Annotated in this window: 19 protein-coding genes; 14 read left to right on the plus strand and 5 right to left on the minus strand. The window is 57.1% G+C overall.

The window, feature by feature from the left end; genetic code table 11:
- Positions 1-384 precede the first annotated feature (384 nt).
- A complete protein-coding gene (nudE, locus tag PAG01S_RS19395; protein WP_010253151.1) occupies positions 385-948 on the plus strand; it encodes an ADP compounds hydrolase NudE in 564 nt (187 codons plus the stop codon).
- 72 nt (positions 949-1,020) lie between these two features.
- On the opposite strand, the gene mrcA is transcribed toward nudE, so the two are convergent.
- Complete coding sequence (gene mrcA / locus PAG01S_RS19400; RefSeq protein ID WP_022624040.1) at positions 1,021-3,570, minus strand: peptidoglycan glycosyltransferase/peptidoglycan DD-transpeptidase MrcA; 2,550 nt, start codon at positions 3,568-3,570, stop codon at positions 1,021-1,023.
- 116 nt (positions 3,571-3,686) lie between these two features.
- Here mrcA and pilM point away from each other — a divergent pair, with 116 nt between their 5' ends.
- The 5 genes from pilM to hofQ are packed head-to-tail and all read left to right on the plus strand — an operon-like array spanning position 3,687 to position 7,105.
- Positions 3,687-4,493, plus strand: coding sequence for a type IV pilus biogenesis protein PilM (gene pilM / locus PAG01S_RS19405; protein ID WP_062759617.1), 807 nt, complete (start codon positions 3,687-3,689; stop codon positions 4,491-4,493).
- Positions 4,493-5,035 carry a PilN domain-containing protein gene (locus PAG01S_RS19410; protein WP_060681204.1) on the plus strand — a complete coding sequence of 181 codons (543 nt, stop codon included), beginning with the start codon at positions 4,493-4,495 and terminating at the stop codon, positions 5,033-5,035. Before pilM ends, PAG01S_RS19410 begins: the two co-directional genes overlap by 1 nt.
- The gene (locus PAG01S_RS19415; protein WP_033773010.1) at positions 5,028-5,522 is read left to right on the plus strand and encodes a HofO family protein; all 495 of its coding nucleotides are present in this window, start codon (positions 5,028-5,030) and stop codon (positions 5,520-5,522) included. Before PAG01S_RS19410 ends, PAG01S_RS19415 begins: the two co-directional genes overlap by 8 nt.
- Complete coding sequence (locus PAG01S_RS19420; RefSeq protein ID WP_062759602.1) at positions 5,512-5,895, plus strand: HofP DNA utilization family protein; 384 nt, start codon at positions 5,512-5,514, stop codon at positions 5,893-5,895. Before PAG01S_RS19415 ends, PAG01S_RS19420 begins: the two co-directional genes overlap by 11 nt.
- On the plus strand, positions 5,834-7,105 hold the full coding sequence (gene hofQ, locus PAG01S_RS19425; RefSeq protein WP_073970700.1) for a DNA uptake porin HofQ: 1,272 nt from the start codon (positions 5,834-5,836) through the stop codon (positions 7,103-7,105). Before PAG01S_RS19420 ends, hofQ begins: the two co-directional genes overlap by 62 nt.
- A 91-nt stretch (positions 7,106-7,196) precedes the next feature.
- Here hofQ and PAG01S_RS19430 read toward each other — a convergent pair whose 3' ends face one another.
- Positions 7,197-7,370: a hypothetical protein gene (locus PAG01S_RS19430; protein WP_223265993.1), complete on the minus strand. Its 174-nt coding sequence runs from the start codon at positions 7,368-7,370 to the stop codon at positions 7,197-7,199.
- 97 nt (positions 7,371-7,467) lie between these two features.
- Between PAG01S_RS19430 and aroK the strand changes: the two genes are divergently transcribed.
- The 7 genes from aroK (at position 7,468) to trpS (ending at position 13,580) form a co-directional block, all read left to right on the plus strand.
- Positions 7,468-7,989: a shikimate kinase AroK gene (gene aroK / locus PAG01S_RS19435; RefSeq protein WP_003852989.1), complete on the plus strand. Its 522-nt coding sequence runs from the start codon at positions 7,468-7,470 to the stop codon at positions 7,987-7,989.
- A gap of 38 nt (positions 7,990-8,027) precedes the next feature.
- The gene (gene aroB, locus PAG01S_RS19440) at positions 8,028-9,116 is read left to right on the plus strand and encodes a 3-dehydroquinate synthase (RefSeq protein WP_062759603.1); all 1,089 of its coding nucleotides are present in this window, start codon (positions 8,028-8,030) and stop codon (positions 9,114-9,116) included.
- A gap of 72 nt (positions 9,117-9,188) precedes the next feature.
- Complete coding sequence (locus PAG01S_RS19445; RefSeq protein ID WP_062759604.1) at positions 9,189-10,241, plus strand: SPOR domain-containing protein; 1,053 nt, start codon at positions 9,189-9,191, stop codon at positions 10,239-10,241.
- A gap of 93 nt (positions 10,242-10,334) precedes the next feature.
- Positions 10,335-11,150, plus strand: a complete 816-nt coding sequence (dam, locus tag PAG01S_RS19450) for an adenine-specific DNA-methyltransferase (protein WP_062759605.1) — start codon at positions 10,335-10,337, stop codon at positions 11,148-11,150.
- A gap of 67 nt (positions 11,151-11,217) precedes the next feature.
- Positions 11,218-11,901, plus strand: a complete 684-nt coding sequence (rpe, locus tag PAG01S_RS19455) for a ribulose-phosphate 3-epimerase (protein WP_010253116.1) — start codon at positions 11,218-11,220, stop codon at positions 11,899-11,901.
- A complete protein-coding gene (locus PAG01S_RS19460; RefSeq protein ID WP_010253114.1) occupies positions 11,885-12,562 on the plus strand; it encodes a phosphoglycolate phosphatase in 678 nt (225 codons plus the stop codon). The genes rpe and PAG01S_RS19460 overlap by 17 nt, the downstream gene beginning before the upstream one ends.
- A gap of 16 nt (positions 12,563-12,578) precedes the next feature.
- A complete protein-coding gene (gene trpS / locus PAG01S_RS19465) occupies positions 12,579-13,580 on the plus strand; it encodes a tryptophan--tRNA ligase (RefSeq protein ID WP_062759606.1) in 1,002 nt (333 codons plus the stop codon).
- 58 nt (positions 13,581-13,638) lie between these two features.
- Here the strand turns inward: trpS and cysG are convergent, their stop codons facing one another.
- Genes cysG through nirB form a run of 3 tightly spaced genes read right to left on the minus strand, consistent with a single transcriptional unit; the run spans position 13,639 to position 17,912 of the window.
- Positions 13,639-15,003 (minus strand): siroheme synthase CysG, encoded by a 1,365-nt coding sequence (cysG, locus tag PAG01S_RS19470; protein ID WP_062759607.1) that lies wholly within the window; start codon positions 15,001-15,003, stop codon positions 13,639-13,641.
- A gap of 45 nt (positions 15,004-15,048) precedes the next feature.
- Complete coding sequence (nirD, locus tag PAG01S_RS19475) at positions 15,049-15,375, minus strand: nitrite reductase small subunit NirD (RefSeq protein ID WP_010253107.1); 327 nt, start codon at positions 15,373-15,375, stop codon at positions 15,049-15,051.
- Entirely contained in the window at positions 15,372-17,912 is a 2,541-nt protein-coding gene (nirB, locus tag PAG01S_RS19480) for a nitrite reductase large subunit NirB (RefSeq protein ID WP_062759608.1), read from the minus strand. Before nirB ends, nirD begins: the two co-directional genes overlap by 4 nt.
- Positions 17,913-18,129: 217 nt before the next feature.
- Between nirB and PAG01S_RS19485 the strand changes: the two genes are divergently transcribed.
- A complete protein-coding gene (locus tag PAG01S_RS19485) occupies positions 18,130-19,407 on the plus strand; it encodes a cytosine deaminase (RefSeq protein ID WP_031593898.1) in 1,278 nt (425 codons plus the stop codon).
- Positions 19,408-19,430: the final 23 nt, after the last annotated feature.

Raw genomic sequence — 19,430 nt, forward strand, 5'->3', positions numbered from 1 at the left:
TCAATTCAGCCAAAATGCTGCCTTCACTTTAAACTTTCGCTTTCGGTTATGCTCACTATAAAAGAGGCATTCCGGAAGATTATATAACCCTGAGGAGTCAGACACCCGATGAAATAGTGCCAGCGTATATCTGATTAGCATTTGTTAAACCCTGCCTTGTCCGAATGGTAACCGGCTCAGACTGGATTAAATATCGGTATTATCTGAAACTTATCGCAGCATATTGACTAATGCAAATTTAGTCTTAACTGATAACCAAAGGCTGTTATTCAATCGATGTAATCTGTGTAACGATAACGTGATTGTCTGACTGTCGCACAATTGCCTGTGGTTAGGTATGCTAATTCGCTCCAGATAGCCGGCGCAAAATAATTTGAGGCTGATATGAAAATTCCAAAAAAACCTGACATCCTCAATATCACCGCCGTGGCACGTTCACGGTTATTCACCATTGAATCGGTCGATCTGACTTTCAGCAATGGTGCGCATCGCGTTTATGAGCGGATGAAGCCCTCAGAGCGTGAAGCGGTGATGATTGTGCCGATTATTGATGACCATCTGATCCTGATTCAGGAGTATGCCGTCGGACTGGAAACCTATGAGCTTGGTTTCCCCAAGGGGCTGATCGATTCAGGTGAAACCGTGAATGAAGCGGCAGTTCGCGAACTGAAAGAAGAGGTCGGTTTTGGTGCCGATCAGCTGACAACGCTGGGCAAACTCACCATGGCACCCTCTTACTTTTCCAGCAAAATGAACATCGTGGTGGCGGAAGGTCTTTACGCTGAAAAGCTGGAAGGCGATGAGCCGGAGCCGCTGATTGTCCACCGCTGGCCGCTGAGCGATATGATGTCGCTGCTGGATGAACCCGATTTCCGCGAGGCACGTAATGTCAGTGCGCTGTTTATGGCGCGCGAATGGCTGGTGAAGCAGGGACGGCTGAGTTACTGAATATCATCTGTGACTGAATAAAAAAGGCCGACTGACGTCGGCCTTTTTTACAGTGCGGTTTCGTGGGTCACATCAGAACAGCTCGTGACTCTCACCGTTATCCATAATGGTGGTACCCACATCATGAACCGAATATTCGGTTGGCTGGGTGCCATTGATGAAGTACTCCTGACGGGTGTTACCCCCTCCATTTGCCAGCTTGCCGGTGCTGCGATCGATCGTCACCGTGACCACACCATCCGGCGGCGTTAACGGCTGCACCGGTACGCCATCCAGCGCACTCTTCATGTACTCATCCCATGCCGGTTGCGCGCTCTTCGCACCGCCTTCATAGCCCGAAATCTGATCGGGAATGGCGCCGGAGAGCGTGCTGCGGCCCAGATTGCGGCGCGCATCATCAAAGCCGATCCAGACTGAGGTGACCACGCCAGGGCCGTAACCCGAGAACCAGGCATCTTTCGAGCTGTTAGTGGTACCGGTTTTACCGCCGATATCATTACGCTTAAGGTCACGCCCGGCACGCCAGCCTGTTCCCATCCAGCCCGGTTCGCCAAAGATGTTACTGTTCAGCGCGCTCTTGATCAGGAAGGTGAGCGGGGTGTTGATCACGTGCGGTGCATATTGCTGCTCACCCTGTTGTGCCTGAGCGGGAACCTGCTCCAGTTCAGGCTGAGGAACGGCCTGATTCTGGTTGTTATTTGAGGCAGCAACGTTCTCGACGCTCTCTTCATTCAGGGCCAGCGCTTTTTTGGTCTCGCCATAGATCACCGGCAGATTGCACTGCGGGCAGGCGATCTTCGGTTTCTCTTCAAATACGAGGCCGCCCTGTTCGTTCTCAATCCGGGTGATGAAGTAAGGATCGACCAGGAAGCCGCCATTCGCCATCACGGAGTAGCCGCGCACCACCTGTAACGGGGTAAACGAGGCCGCACCTAATGCCAGCGATTCGGTATGAACAATGTTCTGAGCCGGGAAACCAAAGCGCTGCAGATACTCAGCAGCGTAATCCACGCCCATCGCACGCATCGCACGCACCATCACCACGTTTTTCGACTGGCCTAAACCCTGACGCAGACGAATCGGACCATCGTAAGTTGGCGGTGAGTTCTTGGGACGCCAGTCAGCACCCGCACCCGCATCCCAGCGTGAAATCGGCACATCGTTAAGGATTGAGGCGAGCGTCAGCCCGCGATCCATTGCGGCGGTATAGAGGAAAGGCTTGATATTAGAGCCGACCTGACGCAGCGCCTGGGTCGCACGGTTAAACATGCTCTGGTTAAAGGCAAAGCCGCCTACCAGCGCGCGCACCGCACCATCATTCGGATCCAGCGAGACCAGCGCCGAGTTCACATCCGGCACCTGGCCCAGCCACCACTCATCACCCACTTTGCGCACCCAGATCTGCTGGCCTGCCTGCAATACCTGCGTCACGCTTTTCGGCGTCGGGCCCTGCACGGTGTCAGACTTATAAGGACGCGCCCAGCGCACACCCGCTAATGCCAGCGACACATTGCTGCCATCTTTCAGCATCACGGTCGCTTCATCGCTGCGCGCTTCGGTTACGACTGCCGGATTGAGCGGACCATAGACCGGCAGCGTCTTCAGCGCTTTCTCAATTTTCGTCTGATCCCAGGCCGGTTCACCCACTTTCCACAGCACGCTGGTCGGGCCGCGATAGCCATGACGCATATCGTAGGCCATGACGTTATTGCGAACTGAGGTCTGCGCGGCTTCCTGCAGGCGACGGGTCACGGTGGTGTAGACCTTGTAACCGTCGGTGTAGGCATTCTCACCGTAGCGTTTCACCATCTCCTGACGCACCATCTCGCTGAGATAGGGGGCAGAGAAAGCGATTTCCGGACCGTGATACTTCGCGACCAGCGGCGTATTACGCGCCTCATCATACTGCTGCTGCGTGATGTAATGCTGATCCAGCATACGCGCCAGCACCACGTTGCGGCGCGACAGGGCACGACTCGGCGAGTAAAGCGGGTTAAAGGTGGAAGGGGCTTTCGGCAGACCGGCAATCATCGCCATCTCACTCAGCGACAGCTGGTCAACCGGCTTACCAAAATAGACCTGTGAGGCTGCGCCAACGCCATAAGCACGGTAGCCGAGGTAGATCTTATTCAGGTAGAGCTCAAGTATTTCATCTTTGTTCAGCAACTGCTCAATGCGGATCGCCAGGAACGCTTCCTTTATTTTACGCATCAGGGTGCGTTCCGGGCTCAGGAAGAAGTTACGGGCCAGCTGCTGAGTGATAGTACTGGCACCCTGCGAGGCGTGACCGGAGACCAGCGCAACGCTGGCCGCACGGAAAATACCCACCGGATCAACACCATGGTGCTCATAAAAACGGCTATCTTCGGTCGCAATAAACGCTTTCACCATCACAGGTGGCACTTGCTGCAGAGTCAAAGGAATACGGCGCATTTCGCCATACTGGGCGATCAGATCGCCATCGGCGCTGTAAACCTGCATAGGGGTTTGCAGACGCACATCTTTCAGTGTGTTTACGTCGGGCAGCTGCGGCTCTATGTATTTGTATAAACCATAAATCGAGCCAGCTCCCAACAGGATGCAACACACTGCAAGGATCAATAAATACTTTACGAACTTCACCTGGAATTTCCCATCTGTTGTCGTTTGAGCAGTTTATAAACAACCGCGCGGTAGTATAAAGGCAAGCCAGACGCTTTGATATGTCCATTTTCCCGGACGATAAGGAGATCGCGCGTATGGCTTTTCATACCTGGCAAATTGGGCTGGATATTCAGAATAGGCAGATTTGCGCCCTGGCCCTCCAGCCTCGTCGTGATGGCTGGCAGCTACGCCACTGGTGGCAGCAGCGGCTGCCGCAAGATACGTTAAGAAACGGCGTGCTGCAATCTTCGCCTGAATTACTGGCGGCCTTAACGACCTGGCGTCAGCGGTTGCCACGCCGTTATTCGCTGCGGGTCGGACTGCCTGCCCAGCTGGTGCTGCAGCGCCAGCTTCCCCTGCCTGCGCAGTCGCTGAAGGAGCCCGCGCTGGGGCACTACGTGCAGGCGGCCGCGCGCCGTCTCTTTCCGCTGGAGCCCGCTGCGCTGGCGCTGGATTACCGGCCGGATTTGCAGAGCGGGCAGCTCTGCGTCACGGCAGCGCGGCTGGAGATTATCGACCAGTGGGCGGCACCCCTGTTGCAGGCGGGTTTAAAGCCGCAGGTGTTCGAACTGACCACCGAGGCGCTGAAGCGGTTAGCCCGGCAGGCAGCGCTGCAGGACGACGCGGTGCTGGTTCTGCAGCAGGATAACCGCTGGCTCTGGAGCGATGCGCACACCGCTGCTGACACAGGCGAAGCCGCCACGCTGGAGGCACTGCAACGGCAGGCCTTTCCCGGGGCGCGTTCTGTCGCCTGGTGTACCGCAGAGCAGATGCCGTTGCCCGCAGACGTTAGCGCGTTTTCCCCTTTTGATCTGTTTCGTTATAAGCAGCCACCTTTGCCGGAGAATCCGGGCGCTTTTGCGCTGGCGGCCGGGCTGGCGCTGCGCGACGGAGATGAGTGATGGTCGCGGTTAATCTGCTGCCCTGGCGGCAGCGCCGTCGGCAACAGCAGCGGCGACAGAGCCTGGTCGTGCTGTCACTGGCGACTGGCGCCCTGTTACTGGTGGTGATGCAGCAAACCTGGCGGATACAGCAGACGCGTCAGCAGGTGGCGCAGGCGAGCAGGACGCAGCAGCAGGCGCTGGAAAGCCTGGGGCAGCAGTTAGCGCAACAGAAGCAGTTACTGGAGCAGCTCGCAGTCGTGCAAAAACAGCAGGCGAAGCATCGCCAGCAGGCTGCACAACTGGCCGCCTGGCAGCAGTTCTGGCTCGATTTACCCGCGTTGCTGCCCGACACCGCCTGGCTGACCCGGCTGGAGAAGCGCGACAACCATCTGACACTGGAGGGGCGGGCACAGGATATGGCGGCAGTCCGACAGTTCCGCCAGCAATTAACCACTGTGGCCCTGTTTGGTCTGGTGAAGCAGGGCGGGGTTAAGCGTCAGGCTGATGGCCATTATCGGTTTTCACTGAGGGCAGAGATGCAGGAGGTGAACAGTGAGTGAATGGTGGGAGCGCTGGTGGCAGATGGCCGCTATTGCGCGCTATGGCTTGCTCGCCGCGCTCTTATCCGGTCTGCTGCTGCTCTCCTGGATCCTGTGGTTACGGCCACAGCAGCAGGCGCTAATTGCTGAACAGCAGACGCTGTTGCAGTTGACCCGCACTCTGCAGCTACGCCAGCACCAGTGGCGTCAGAACCCTGATAATGCACAGTTGCAGGCGCAGCTGCAGTCGATACAGATCGCGAGATCAGCATCTGCATCGGGCCGTGCAGTGGAAGAGATCCTGGCGGCACGCCGTAGCCAGCTGGAAGAGTGGCAGCCGGACGCCCCCTCACGCATGCTGACGCTGCATCTGCAGTGGCCGGCGTTCCAGTCGCTTTTTGCCGAGCTGGCCCAGGCCTCCGCACCGTTTCCGGTGCATTTCCAGCTGCTGGCGCAGCCGCAGTACCTGGTGGCTCAACTCTGGCTGGAACCTGACGATGCGCCATAGTCTGCTGATTTTACTGTTGTGCTGTGGCGGCGTACTGGCGCGCGATCCGTTCCGGCCTGTAGCCGGTTCCGTCTGTGAGGCGTCAGTGGAACCGCTCACCGGCTGGCGTCTGCAGGGGATTATTGGCCGGGAGGCGCATTTCCATGCCTGGCTGCTGACCCCGCAGGGAGAGAGTATTACGGCCCGCACCGGCAAGCCATTTCCATTCGCACCCTGGCAACTGGCGGATATGACCCGCCGCAGCCTCACCTTAGCGGTGGCGAATAGCTGCAACGCACAACAGACCGTATTTTATTTAAAAGGACGTTCGCATGATAAGGATAACCACTCTGCTGCTGCTACTAAGCTGCCTGCTGCCGGTTTACGCCGCTGATGAGGAGCCTCTCAGTCTGACTTTTGATAACGCTCCGGTAGAGCGTATTTTGCAGGCGCTGGCTGACTATCAGCAGATCAATCTGATGATTGCGCCAGAGGTTGAAGGTTCGTTATCGCTGCGGCTGGATAACCTGCCCTGGCATCAGGCGCTCGACCTGGTGGCGCGCATGGCAAAGCTGACGCTGGTTGAACAGGATAATGTCCTGCTGGTCTATCCGGAAAGCTGGCAGCAGGCTCAGCAGCAGGCACGTGAGGCTGAGAAGCAGTCGCAGTTGCAGCAGGTTCCTTTGCAACAGCGCGCTGTGATATTGCGTTATGCCAGCGCCAGCGAGGTGTATGCCAGCCTGCTGAGTGAGCGTCAGTCGCTGATGACACCACGCGGTAGCGTGACGGTCGACAAACGCACCAACGCATTGTTACTGCGCGATAGTGCGGCGGCTTTAAAAGAGACGGAGCGCTGGATACGGGCGCTGGATCTGCCACTGGAACAGATTGAACTGTCAGCCCACATCGTTACTATCAGCGAGGAGCATCTGCAGGAGCTGGGCGTGAAGTGGGGATTGCAGGCGGGGGACGCCGCCGTAACAGATATCCTGCATCATCCCCGGCTGGATGTTCCGCTGGCGGTGAGTTCACCCGGCATCAGCGTGGGTATGGCGCTGGCGCGCATCGGAGGGCAGCTTCTGGATCTGGAGTTAAGTGCGCTGGAGCAGGAGAATCAGATTGAAATCATCGCCAGTCCGCGCCTCTTTACCTCACATCAGCAGACCGCCTCGATTAAGCAGGGCACAGAAATTCCTTATGAAGTGTCGGCAGGAAACAGCGGTGCCACCAGTATTGAGTTTAAAGAAGCGGTGCTGGGTATGGAGGTGACACCGACGATTTCCGGCAATGGCCGCATCCAGCTGAAGATCCATATCAGTCAGAATATGCCGGGTCGCAGCATCAGAACCGGCGATAGCGACATATTATCCATCGATAAACAGGAAATTGAGACTCAGGTCACGGTCAGTGACGGGCAAACACTGGCGTTAGGCGGTATCTTTCAGCAGCAGCGCACCCGCGGACAGAATCAGGTGCCGCTACTGGGAAAAGTGCCGCTGATTGGCGGGTTGTTTCGCCAGCAATCTGATCAGCGCAAAAAAAGAGAGCTGGTGATCTTCATTACGCCGCGATTGGTCAGGGAAGCAGCGCTTACGGCTGGATAAAACGGAAAATGCGTCCCTTAAGGCCATCTGCGTTGACGCAGGAGAGGAATTAGCTTACAAGGTTTAGCGATTTTCAATACGGTGTAACCGTCTATGCTGGGTAAATCCCGGCAAACAGATCAGAAAACTCCTCTGTACGCAGCGTTGTAAAGACGCAGCGCTGGCGCGTTACAGTTTCGCGAACACAGGCCAATTCAGAAATGGATGTGCTGAAGGCAATATAATCGGTTGCCAAACAGCCTTGAGTGTTGAGATAATTTTTCATCTGACTCTTGCTAACGCTCATGAGGTCTCAGTTCCTGTCCCGCCAGCAAATGCTGAACGCGGGGTATCATTAACGAATTCTTAGTAATACCGACAAAATGGCAGAGAAACGCAATATCTTTCTGGTTGGGCCGATGGGTGCCGGCAAAAGCACTATTGGCCGTCAGTTGGCTCAGCAACTCAACATGGAGTTCTTCGATTCCGATCAGGAAATTGAGCGACGCACCGGAGCGGATGTGGGCTGGGTTTTTGATGTCGAAGGCGAAGCTGGCTTTCGCGATCGCGAAGAAAAAATCATTAACGAACTGACCGAGAAGCAAGGCATCGTCCTGGCGACAGGCGGTGGTTCCGTCAAATCCCGGGAAACGCGTAATCGTCTCTCCGCCCGCGGTGTTGTGGTTTATCTTGAAACCACCATCGAGAAGCAACTGGCGCGCACCCAACGTGACAAAAAACGTCCGTTGCTGCAGGTGGATTCACCGCCGCGTGAAGTGCTCGAAGCGCTGGCTGGCGAACGTAACCCGCTCTACGAAGAGATCGCCGATGTAACCATTCGCACAGATGATCAGAGTGCGAAAGTGGTGGCGAATCAGATTATCCACATGTTGGAAAAAAGTTGATCCAACGTTCGAAGGCTCCTTAACAGGTATCGGGCATCATGGAGAAGATCACCGTCTCACTGGGGGAACGCAGTTACCCCATCACTATCGCTGCCGGACTGTTTAACGATCCGGCTTCTTTTTGGCCGCTAACCGCGGGCGAAAACGCCATGGTGGTGACAAACCAGACGCTGGCTCCGCTTTATCTTGACCAGCTGACGGCGCTGCTGACGGCGGCAGGTGTAAAAGTGGATCAGGTGATCTTACCCGACGGCGAGCAATATAAGACGCTGGCCGTGATGGATCAGGTTTTTACCGCGCTCCTGCAAAAGCCGCACGGTCGTGATACGACGCTTATCGCCTTAGGCGGCGGCGTCATTGGCGATCTTACCGGTTTTGCTGCGGCCAGTTATCAGCGTGGCGTACGCTTTATTCAGGTACCGACCACCTTACTGTCGCAGGTCGACTCTTCGGTTGGCGGCAAAACGGCCGTTAACCATCCGCTGGGCAAAAACATGATCGGCGCGTTTTATCAACCCGCGTCGGTGGTGATTGATACTGCCTGTCTGCAGACGTTGCCCGCGCGCGAACTGGCGTCGGGTCTGGCGGAAGTGATTAAGTACGGCATCATCCTCGACGGTGCGTTTTTCCAGTGGCTGGAGCAGAATCTTGATGCCCTGCTGGCGCTGGATGAACAGGCGCTGGCGTACTGCATTCGTCGCTGCTGTGAACTGAAAGCCGAAGTCGTGGCCGCCGATGAACGTGAAAACGGTCAGCGGGCGTTGCTGAATCTGGGCCATACTTTTGGTCATGCGATTGAAGCACACATGGGCTATGGCAACTGGCTGCACGGTGAAGCGATTGCAGCGGGCATGGTGATGGCGGCACGCACGGCTGAACGCCTGGGGCAGTTCCAGGCGCAGGAGACGGATCGCATTATTGCCCTGTTCCTGCGTGCCGGTTTGCCGGTACATGGGCCTGAGGCGATGAGTGCGGAGATGTATCTGCCGCACATGATGCGCGATAAGAAAGTTCTGGCGGGCGAATTGCGGCTGGTACTCCCGCTGTCGATTGGCCGCTCTGAAGTGCGTGGTAGCGTGGCACATGATATGGTGCTGGCTGCAATTAATGATTGTCAGCAATCCTGAGATTAAGCAGTTGAGTGGTGACGCGGCGCGCAGGGTGCGCAGTGCGGAATGCCGCTTTACGGAGGAGGCAAAATGGATGAGTTTAAACCGGAAGATGAGTTAAAACCTGACGCCAGCGATCGCCGTCCCTCGCGCCCTCGTAAGTCGTCTCCCGCAGCCAAAATACCGGTTTCGCGCCAGCGCATCATGATGGGTGTCGGGATCCTGGTTCTGCTGTTACTGGTACTGGGTATTGGTTCGGCGCTGAATGGCCCGGATGAGAAAAAACCTGCGACTGCGGGCAATACGCCTGCCGCTGGTGGCGGTTCCGGCAGCGAAAAGAATATCGACCTGGCCGGCTCCTCTTCCATGTCGGGTGGACAGACGACGCCGACTGGCGTGCAGACCACGCCAGCTACCAGCGAAAATAACGCGGCGACCAGCGGTAATGCTGTGTCTGACCCGCAGCGCGACGTCTCAATGCCGCCTGTGGCTTCAACGCCTACGCAGGCCGCCCCTGTTGAGACGCCAGCAAATCAGCAGCGTGTCACGCTGCCGGGCGATCTGAACAGCGCGCTGAGTAATCAGCAGCAGCAGGTCGACAGTGCCGCGATGGGCACGCAGGGTGGCAGTTCACTGCCAACAGCCCCTGCCACGGTCAGCGGCAATGCCGGAACGGCTGCGAATCCGGTTACGGCCCCTGCAGGCCGTCAGACGCCAAACAAATCAAACGCTTCTGCCCGTCCGGCGCACGATTCATCGCATAAAACTGCTTCGAAGCCTGCAACCCGTGACAGCAAAACACATACCACGCCAGCACGTACGCCAGCCCCTTCTGCTCCGGCCACTGCGGCGGCAGGCAGCAGTTCAGCCAGCAAATCATTACCAGGCGGCAGCTATACCCTGCAGCTGAGCGGTGCATCGAAGGCGGAAAGCCTGAATGCCTGGGCTAAGCAGCAGAATCTGAGTGGGTATCACGTCTACAAAACCACCCGTAACGGTCAGTCGTGGTACGTGCTGGTGAGTGGTTCCTATGCCACACCGGCTGATGCCAAACGCGCGGTAGCCTCACTGCCTGCCGAAGTGCGTGCGAAGAACCCGTGGGTTAAACCAGTAAGCCAGGTGAAGAAAGAAGCCAGCCAATAGCGGATGTGGGGCCAGTTTCTGGCCCCGTTTTAAGCGCAGATCTGCTGTCGGTCCAGCCACAGCCTCACAATAAGATGTAATAACCACGACAGCATGAAAAAAAATCGCGCTTTCCTGAAATGGGCAGGGGGAAAATTTCCCTTAGTAGAAGAGATCCATCGCCATCTGCCGCAAGGCGACTGTCTGGTAGAACCCTTTGTTGGCGCGGGTTCGGTGTTTCTGAACACTGAATTTGATCGCTACCATCTGGCTGATATCAACAGTGACCTGATTAATCTCTATAACATTGTTAAAACGCGCACGGAGGATTTCATCCGTGACGCGCAGCTGCTGTTTACGCCGGAAAGTAACAACGAGATCTGTTATTACCAGCGTCGCACCGAATTTAACACCAGCACCGACGCCTACCTGCGCGCGCTGTTGTTCCTCTATCTGAACCGTCACTGTTACAACGGCCTCTGTCGCTATAACCTGCGTGGCGAGTTCAACGTGCCGTTTGGCCGCTATCGCAAACCCTACTTTCCGGAAGCAGAACTGTTATGGTTTGCCGAGCGTGCGCAAAAAGCGACGTTTGTCTGTGAATCGTACGATGTTACCCTGACCAATGCCGGTAAAGGCTCGGTAGTCTATTGCGATCCGCCTTATGCGCCGCTGTCGGCAACGGCCAATTTCACGGCTTATCACACCAACAGCTTCAGCCTGCGTGAGCAGGAGAACCTGGCGGCGTTAGCGGCAAAGCTGGCTTCGTCGGAGAACCGGATACCGGTACTGATTTCTAACCACGACACTGCACTGACGCGTTTATGGTATCAGGATGCAGAGTTACATGTGGTCAAAGCCCGGCGTTCTATCAGCCGAAGCATAACGGGTCGCACCAAGGTCGACGAACTGCTGGCACTTTATAGCTAGTCTGTTTCGTCCGCGACCAACGCATTACGCCAGCCTGCGTGCTGGCGCACAACAGTGGGAGAATCGGATGAAACAATATTTGCTGGCCCCTTCAATCCTTTCGGCGGACTTTGCTCGCCTGGGCGAAGACACAGCCAAAGCGCTGGCGGCCGGAGGTGACGTGGTTCACTTCGACGTGATGGACAACCACTACGTGCCTAATCTGACCATGGGTCCGATGGTGCTGAAAGCACTGCGCGACTATGGCATCACTGCCCCCATCGATGTGCATCTGATGGTGAAGCCGGTAGATGCGCTAATCCCTGATTTCGCCAAAGCGGGTGCCACCTACATCACCTTTCATCCCGAAGCCAGCGAACACGTTGACCGCACCCTGCAAATCATCAAAGAGCATGGCTGCAAAGCGGGTCTGGTGTTTAACCCGGCGACCCCGCTGAGCTACCTCGATTACGTCATGGATAAGCTGGATATCATTCTGCTGATGTCAGTGAACCCTGGCTTTGGCGGTCAGTCATTTATTCCTGGTACACTGGATAAACTGCGTGAAGCGCGCAGGCGTATCGATCAGAGCGGTTACAGCATTCGCCTTGAAGTGGATGGCGGCGTGAAGATCGACAATATTGGCCAGATCGCTGCCGCCGGTGCCGACATGTTTGTCGCCGGTTCCGCGATCTTCGGTCACCCTGACTATAAAAAAGTGATCGATGATATGCGCAACGAACTGGAGAAGGCCAATGGCTCATTTCACTGATATTCGTGCGCTGGCGTTTGATCTCGATGGGACACTGGTGGATAGCGCACCCGGCCTGGCCGATGCGATTGACCGCACGCTGAACGACCTCCGTCTGCCGCAGGCGGGCCTTGAGCGTGTCTCAACCTGGATTGGCAACGGCGCGGATATCATGATGGCCCGCGCGCTGACCTTCGCGCTGGGCCGTGAGCCGCAGCCGGAAGAGCAGCGTGATGCGCGGGCGCTGTTTGACCGACATTATGCCGATACCGTGGATGCGGGCAGTACGCTGTTTCCACAGGTAAAGCAGACGCTGGCCGCCTTAAAGGCCGCCGGGCTGCCGATGGCGATAGTCACCAACAAGCCGACGCCGTTTGTGGCACCGCTGCTGGAGTCGCTTGGCATTGCTGATGCGTTTTCGCTGATTATCGGTGGCGACGATGTGCCGGTTAAAAAACCGCATCCTGCGGCAATTTTTATGGTGCTGGGCACCTTTGGTGTGTTGCCGAATGAGTTGCTGTTTGTCGGCGACTCACGCAATGATATCCAGGCGGCACAGGCGGCGGGCGTACCCAATATCGGCATGACCTTTGGCTATAACTATGGCGAGCCGATTGCCACCAGCCAGCCCGATTTAACCCTCGACTCTTTCGACGAACTTTTGCCCGCTCTGGGGCTGTAAATATCAGGACATAAGTATGAAACCCATCGTTTTCAGCGGCGCACAGCCGTCCGGCGAACTGACCATTGGCAACTATATGGGAGCGCTGCGTCAGTGGGTGCAGATGCAGGATGATTTCCACTGCATTTATTGCATCGTTGATCTGCACGCTATCACCGTGCGTCAGGATCCTGTTGCACTGCGTAAAGCGACGCTGGACACGCTGGCGCTCTATCTGGCCTGTGGTATAGACCCGCAAAAAAGCACCATCTTCGTTCAGTCGCATGTGCCAGAGCACACGCAGCTGAGCTGGATCCTGAATTGCTATGCCTACTTCGGTGAACTGAGCCGCATGACGCAGTTTAAGGATAAATCAGCGCGTTACGAAGAGAACATTAACGCCGGTCTGTTCGACTATCCGGTGCTGATGGCGGCTGACATTCTGCTCTATCAGACCCATCAGGTGCCGGTGGGTGAAGATCAGAAGCAGCATCTGGAGCTGAGCCGCGATATCGCGCACCGCTTCAATACGATCTACGGCGATATCTTCAAAGTACCAGAGCCGTTGATTCCGAAGTCTGGCGCGCGCGTGATGTCGCTGCTGGAACCGACGAAGAAGATGTCCAAGTCTGACGATAACCGCAATAACGTGATCGGCCTGCTGGAAGATCCGAAAGCGGTCGTGAAGAAGATTAAACGCGCCGTCACCGATTCTGAAGAGCCGCCAGTGGTGCGCTACGATATCAAAGAGAAAGCAGGCGTCTCTAACCTGCTGGATATTCTGTCGGGCGTGACCGGTAAAACTATCGCCGAGCTGGAGCAGGAGTTCGAAGGCAAGATGTATGGTCACCTGAAGGGCGCAGTAGCCGATGCTGTGTCGGGTATGCTCTCTGAGCTGCAGGAGCGTTATCACAGCTTCCGCAACGATGAAGCACTGCTGGAGCAGGTGATGCGTGATGGCGCGGCCAAAGCACGCGCACAGGCGCAGGAAACGCTGAAGAAGGTGTATCAGGCGGTAGGCTTTGTCGCGATGCCGTAATGGCTGAGCAGACAACCAGGACGGCGGGCATTGTGCCCGCCGTTTTTATTTGCCGGACTCAGAACCAGCGCAGGCTGTCACGCAGACTTACCACGCTGCCGATGATCATCAGGCTGGGACTGGTCACCTGACCGGCTAACGCTTCCAGCTCGCTCAGTGTCCCGGTGACCACGCGTTGACGCGTAGTGGTGCCGTTTTCCACCAGCGCCACCGGCATATCGCTGCGCATACCGTGCTTTATCAGCTGCTGCTGAATCTCTCCGGCCTGCGTGAGCCCCATATAAAAGACCAGCGTCTGCTGTTCCGCCGCCAGCGTCTGCCAGGCGAGCGAGCCCTCTTTCTGCAGATGTCCGGTAACCAGTCTGACGCTCTGCGCATGATCGCGGTGGGTCAGGGGAATACCGCTGTAAGCCGCACAGCCCGATGCGGCGGTGATCCCCGGCACCACGCTGAACGGAATCTGCCGCTGCGCCAGCGCTTCCAGCTCTTCACCGCCGCGACCAAAGATAAAGGGATCGCCGCCTTTCAGCCGCACGACCCGTTTTCCACGCTGCGCCTGTTCGCAGAGCAGCTGGTTGATCTCATCCTGCGGTACGCAGTGATGTCCGGCGCGTTTCCCGACAAAAATGCGCTCGGCATCGCGGCGCACCAGATTCAGGATCTCATCGGAGACCAGCCGGTCATAGACGATGACGTCTGCCTGCTGGATCAGCTGTAAGCCTTTAAGGGTCAGTAATCCGGCATCACCCGGACCGGCACCGACCAGCGCCACTTCACCCTGTTGGCGAAGGTCAGCGTTAAAGAGCTGGTCGGTAATCTGCTCCGCGCGTTCACTGTCGCCGTTGGCCAGCGTCTGGGCCAGCCGCTCGCTGTTAAAGAAGCGTTCCCAGAAGTGGCGGCGGGCACTGACAGAGCTGAATTGCTGTTTCACCCGCGCGCGCAGAGTGCCTGCCAGCTGAGCCAGCTGGCCAAGGTGTTGCGGCAGCATCGCCTCCAGCTTCTCCCGCAACAGGCGCGCCAGTACCGGCGCGCGTCCACCGGAAGAGACGGCGACCATCAGCGGGGAACGATCGATAATCGACGGCATAATGGCGCTGGCCTGCTGCGGCGCATCCACCAGATTGCAGAAGATCTGCTGTTTTTCGGCGGCTTCAGCCACCTGCTGATTAACCGCATCATCGCTGGTCGCGGCGACCACCAGCCAGCAGCCGGTGAGCCAGTGCGGATCAAACGCCCCTGGCAGCAGCGTGATGGTTTCCTGCTGCGCCCATTGCCGGAAGGCGGGGGAGAAATCAAGGGCACCGACCAGCAGCTCGGCGCCGGCCTCCAGCAGCAGGCGGGCTTTCCGCTCAGCCACGTCACCTGCGCCGACCAGCAGGCAGCGTCGGCCCTGCAGGCGGCAGAACAAGGGGAAGTAGTCCATCAGACGTCCTTAAAAAAGCCCGCGGAGGCGGGCTGTTGACGGGAGTTACAGGCAGACTTCAACCTGTCCGGCATTGACCCGCACCGGCCAGGCCGCCACGGAGCGCGTTTCATCCTCCATGCAGTAGCCATCGCTAAGACGGAAACGCTGCTTTTTCAGCGGGCTGGCAACCCAGAGCGCATCCTGATGTTCAGCAATAATGCCGCGTGACAGCACGCTGGCATCGGCAAAGGGATCGATATTGCTGATGGCATAGAGCTGCTCATCGTTGCGGGGACGGAAGATAGCAACCTGCTGGCCTTTGACCAGCGCGCAGACGCCCGTAGCGGGCAGGATCTGCGTCAGCGGGCACACCGGATTCCACTGGCTCATGATTCGGTCTCCTCAATCAGGGTCACGGCAATGCGTTCATCGGCGCGTGCCGGGCGGTGCTGGTCGCGCTCCGCGACCCGCTGCACGCCAGGATCGCGTTGCGGCGAGTTGATAAAGTGGGCAAAGCGCGTCAGGTGATCCTTATCTTCCAGCGTCGCTTTCCATTCACAGCTGACGCTGGCGCGCAGTGCGGCCAGCTGCTGCTCCATCTGGCCGTTGAGGCCAAGTTTGTCATCCACAATCACCTTACGCAGATAGTCGATGCCGCCTTCCAGACTCTCCAGCCACAGCGAGGTGCGCTGCAGTTTGTCGGCGGTGCGGATATAGAACATCATGAAACGGTCGAGATAGGTGATCAGCGTCTGCTGATCGAGATCGGCCGCCAGCAGATCGCCATGGCGCGGCTTCATGCCGCCGTTGCCGCAGACGTAAAGGTTCCACCCTTTTTCCGTCGCGATAATGCCGACATCTTTGCCCTGTGCTTCTGCACATTCACGGGTGCAGCCAGAGACGCCAAACTTCATCTTGTGCGGCGTACGGATGCCTTTGTAGCGGTTCTCCAGCATCACGCCGAAGCCGAGGCTGTCACCCACGCCATAACGGCACCAGGCGCTGCCAACGCAGGTTTTCGCCATCCGCAGCGCCTTGGCGTAGGCCTGGCCGGTTTCGAATCCGGCGTCGATCAGCTGTGACCAGATAGCGGGCAGATCGTCTTTCTGCGCGCCAAACAGACCGATGCGCTGAGAGCCGGTAATTTTGGTGTAGAGCTGATAGCGCTCGGCGATCTCGCCAATCACTTTCAGTCCCTGGGGCGTGATTTCACCGCCGGGCGAGCGCGGGATCACCGAGTAGGTGCCATCTTTCTGGATGTTACCAAGGTAGAGGTCGTTGCTGTCCTGCAACGGCGCGTGCTGGGGCTTGAGCACATACTCATTCCAGCAGGAGGCGAGCAGTGAGCCAACCACCGGCTTGCACACTTCACAGCCGTAACCCTGACCATAGCGGGCCAGCAGTTCGTCAAAGGTTTTAATCTCCTCTACCTGAATCAGGTGATAAAGCTCCTGGCGTGACCAGGCGAAGTGGGCGCAAAGATGGTTATTGACCTCAATGCCCTGACGGCTGAGTTCACTGTTGAGAACCTGGGTGATCAGTGGAATACAGCCGCCGCAACCGGTGCCGGCACGGGTGCTGCTTTTCAGTGCTGCCACGGTATGACAGCCACCCTGAACCGCCTTAATGATGTCGCCTTTACTGACGTCAAAACAGGAGCAGATTTGTGCGGTATCAGGCAGAGAATCGACGCCGATGGCCGGTTTATCCCCGCTGCCGGCTGGCAGAATCAGTGCTTCCGGATTAGCAGGCAGCGGAATAGCATTCAGCACCAGCTGCAGCAGGTTGCCATAGTCGCTGGTGTCGCCCACCAGGACGGCACCCAGCAGGGTTTTCTGATCTTCGCTGATAATCAGGCGCTTGTAGATCGATTTGCTCTCATCCAGCCAGACCACGCTGCGAGCGCCTGGCGTGGTGCCGCGCGCATCGCCAATGCCGCCAACATCAACACCCAGCAGCTTCAGTTTGGCGCTCATGTCCGCGCCGGTAAACGCATTGTCGCGGCCCAGCAGATGGTCGCTGGCGACCTGGGCCATTTTGTAACCCGGCGCTACCAGGCCATAGACACGATTCTGCCAGGCAGCGCACTCACCGATAGCGTAGATAGTGGGATCGCTGGTCCGGCACTGGTCATCAATGGCGATGCCGCCGCGCGGCCCCAGTGCTAATCCACACTGCTTCGCCAGTTTGTCCTGCGGGCGAATGCCGGTGGAGAAGACGATGAAATCGACCTCCAGCGCGCTGCCATCAGCAAACTGCAGCGTTTTGCCGCCTTGCTCGTGATGCACAATCTGTTGGGTGTTTTTACCGGTGTGGACCCGTACACCCATCTGCTCAATCTTGCGACGAAGCTGCTCACCGCCTTGCTGATCTAACTGCTCCGCCATCAGCACCGGCGCAAATTCAATGACGTGGGTTTCAATGCCCAGATTTTTCAGTGCGCCCGCCGCTTCCAGCCCCAGCAGGCCGCCGCCAATCACCGCGCCGCGTTTGCTGCGGCGCGAACAGGCTTCGATGGCGTTGAGATCTTCGATGGTGCGATAGACAAAGCAGTCGCTGCCTTCAGCACCGTTAATTGGCGGGATCCACGGATAAGAGCCGGTGGCAAAAATCAGCGTATCGTAATGCACTGCGCGACCGGTACTGGAGTGGATGAGTTTCTCATCACGATTAATGGTGATGGCGCGTTCACCCAGCAGCAGATTGACCTGATGTTTGTCGTAATAGCCTTCACGAACCAGCGACAATTCTTCAGCGGTGTGATGGGAAAAGTAGGCGGACAGGTGGACACGATCATAGGCGACGCGGGGTTCTTCACAAAAGACGGTCAGCGAAAACTGGTCAGGTTCCGCTTTCTCTAGTAATTCTTCTATGAAGCGGTGGCCGACCATGCCGTTACCGATAACGACGACATTGTGCTTGCTCATTTTTGCCTCAAATTTGCGATATCTGCGGCTACAATAGCGCGCCGTTTCTGGCACTTATTGATATACATCAACCACGACGCCATATACCCATTAAGAGGTATATGGTTGATTTAAAATAATTTTTTCTGGTGCGGCTAACCCGCTGATTATTCGGGCTTGCGGCGGGTCACCTGAATCGTGTTAGTTTTAAAACACAAAACCGGAAAAGGAGTCGGCAATGATGTCACCTAAGTGGATCAATAACGTGCGTTTACCCTGGCGGGATGGGTTATGGCAGATCGCCATCGCCGATGGCAAAATTGCCCGGCTCTCAGCCCAGCCGCAGCACGCTTCACCGGCGGATGAATCGCTGGACGGCGAGGGTGGCTTAGCCTGCGCGCCTTTTATTGAGCCGCATATTCATCTGGATACGACTCAGACCGCTGGCGAACCCGCCTGGAACCAGTCCGGTACGCTGTTTGAAGGCATTGAGCGCTGGGCTGAACGCAAAGCCATGCTCAGTCATGAAGATGTTAAGCGGCGGGCGATGCAGACGCTGAAGTGGCAGATTGCCAACGGCATTCAGTTTGTCCGTACTCATGTTGACGTTTCTGACCCGTCACTGACGGCGCTTAAAGCGATGCTGGAGTTGAAGGCGGAGATGGCGCCGTGGATCACTATCCAGATTGTTGCTTTTCCCCAGGAGGGTATTCTCTCTTATCCCAACGGTGAAGCGCTGCTGGAGGAGGCATTGCGGCTGGGCGCGGATGTGGTCGGCGCGATCCCGCATTACGAATTCACCCGTGAATATGGCGTTGAGTCGCTGCATAAAACCTTTGCGCTGGCTAACCGCTACGATCGGTTGATCGATGTTCACTGCGATGAGATCGATGATGAACAGTCGCGCTTTGTGGAGACCGTGGCGGCGCTGGCGCATCGCGATGGCAACGGCGCGCGCGTGACGGCCAGTCATACCACCGCGATGCACTCTTACAATGGCGCATATACCTCACGACTGTTTCGACTGCTTAAGCTGTCGGGCATTAATTTTGTCGCGAATCCGCTGGTCAATATTCACCTGCAGGGCCGCTTTGATACCTACCCTAAGCGGCGCGGCATTACGCGGGTGAAAGAGATGCTGGAGGCGGAGATTAACGTCTGTTTCGGCCACGACGATGTGTTCGATCCCTGGTATCCGCTGGGTACCGCCAGCATGCTGCAGGTGCTGCATATGGGCTTACACGTCTGTCAGTTGATGGGCTATGAGCAGATTGATGCGGGTCTGGATCTGATTACGCATAACAGCGCGAAGACGCTGCAGCTGTCAGGCTATGGCATTCAGACCGGCAACGATGCCAGCCTGATTATTCTGCCGGCAGAGAGTGGTTTTGATGCAGTAAGAAGACAGGTTCCGGTGCGCTACTCACTGCGTCGCGGCATTGTGGTGGCAGAGACAAAGCCCGCAGAAAGCGAGATTTACTGGCGGGAGCGGGAGCGGATAGACTTCCGGCGTTAAAGCAGGGCGGCGATCTATCGCCG

It is taken from the genome of Pantoea agglomerans NBRC 102470, assembly GCF_001598475.1.
GTDB lineage: Bacteria > Pseudomonadota > Gammaproteobacteria > Enterobacterales > Enterobacteriaceae > Pantoea > Pantoea agglomerans.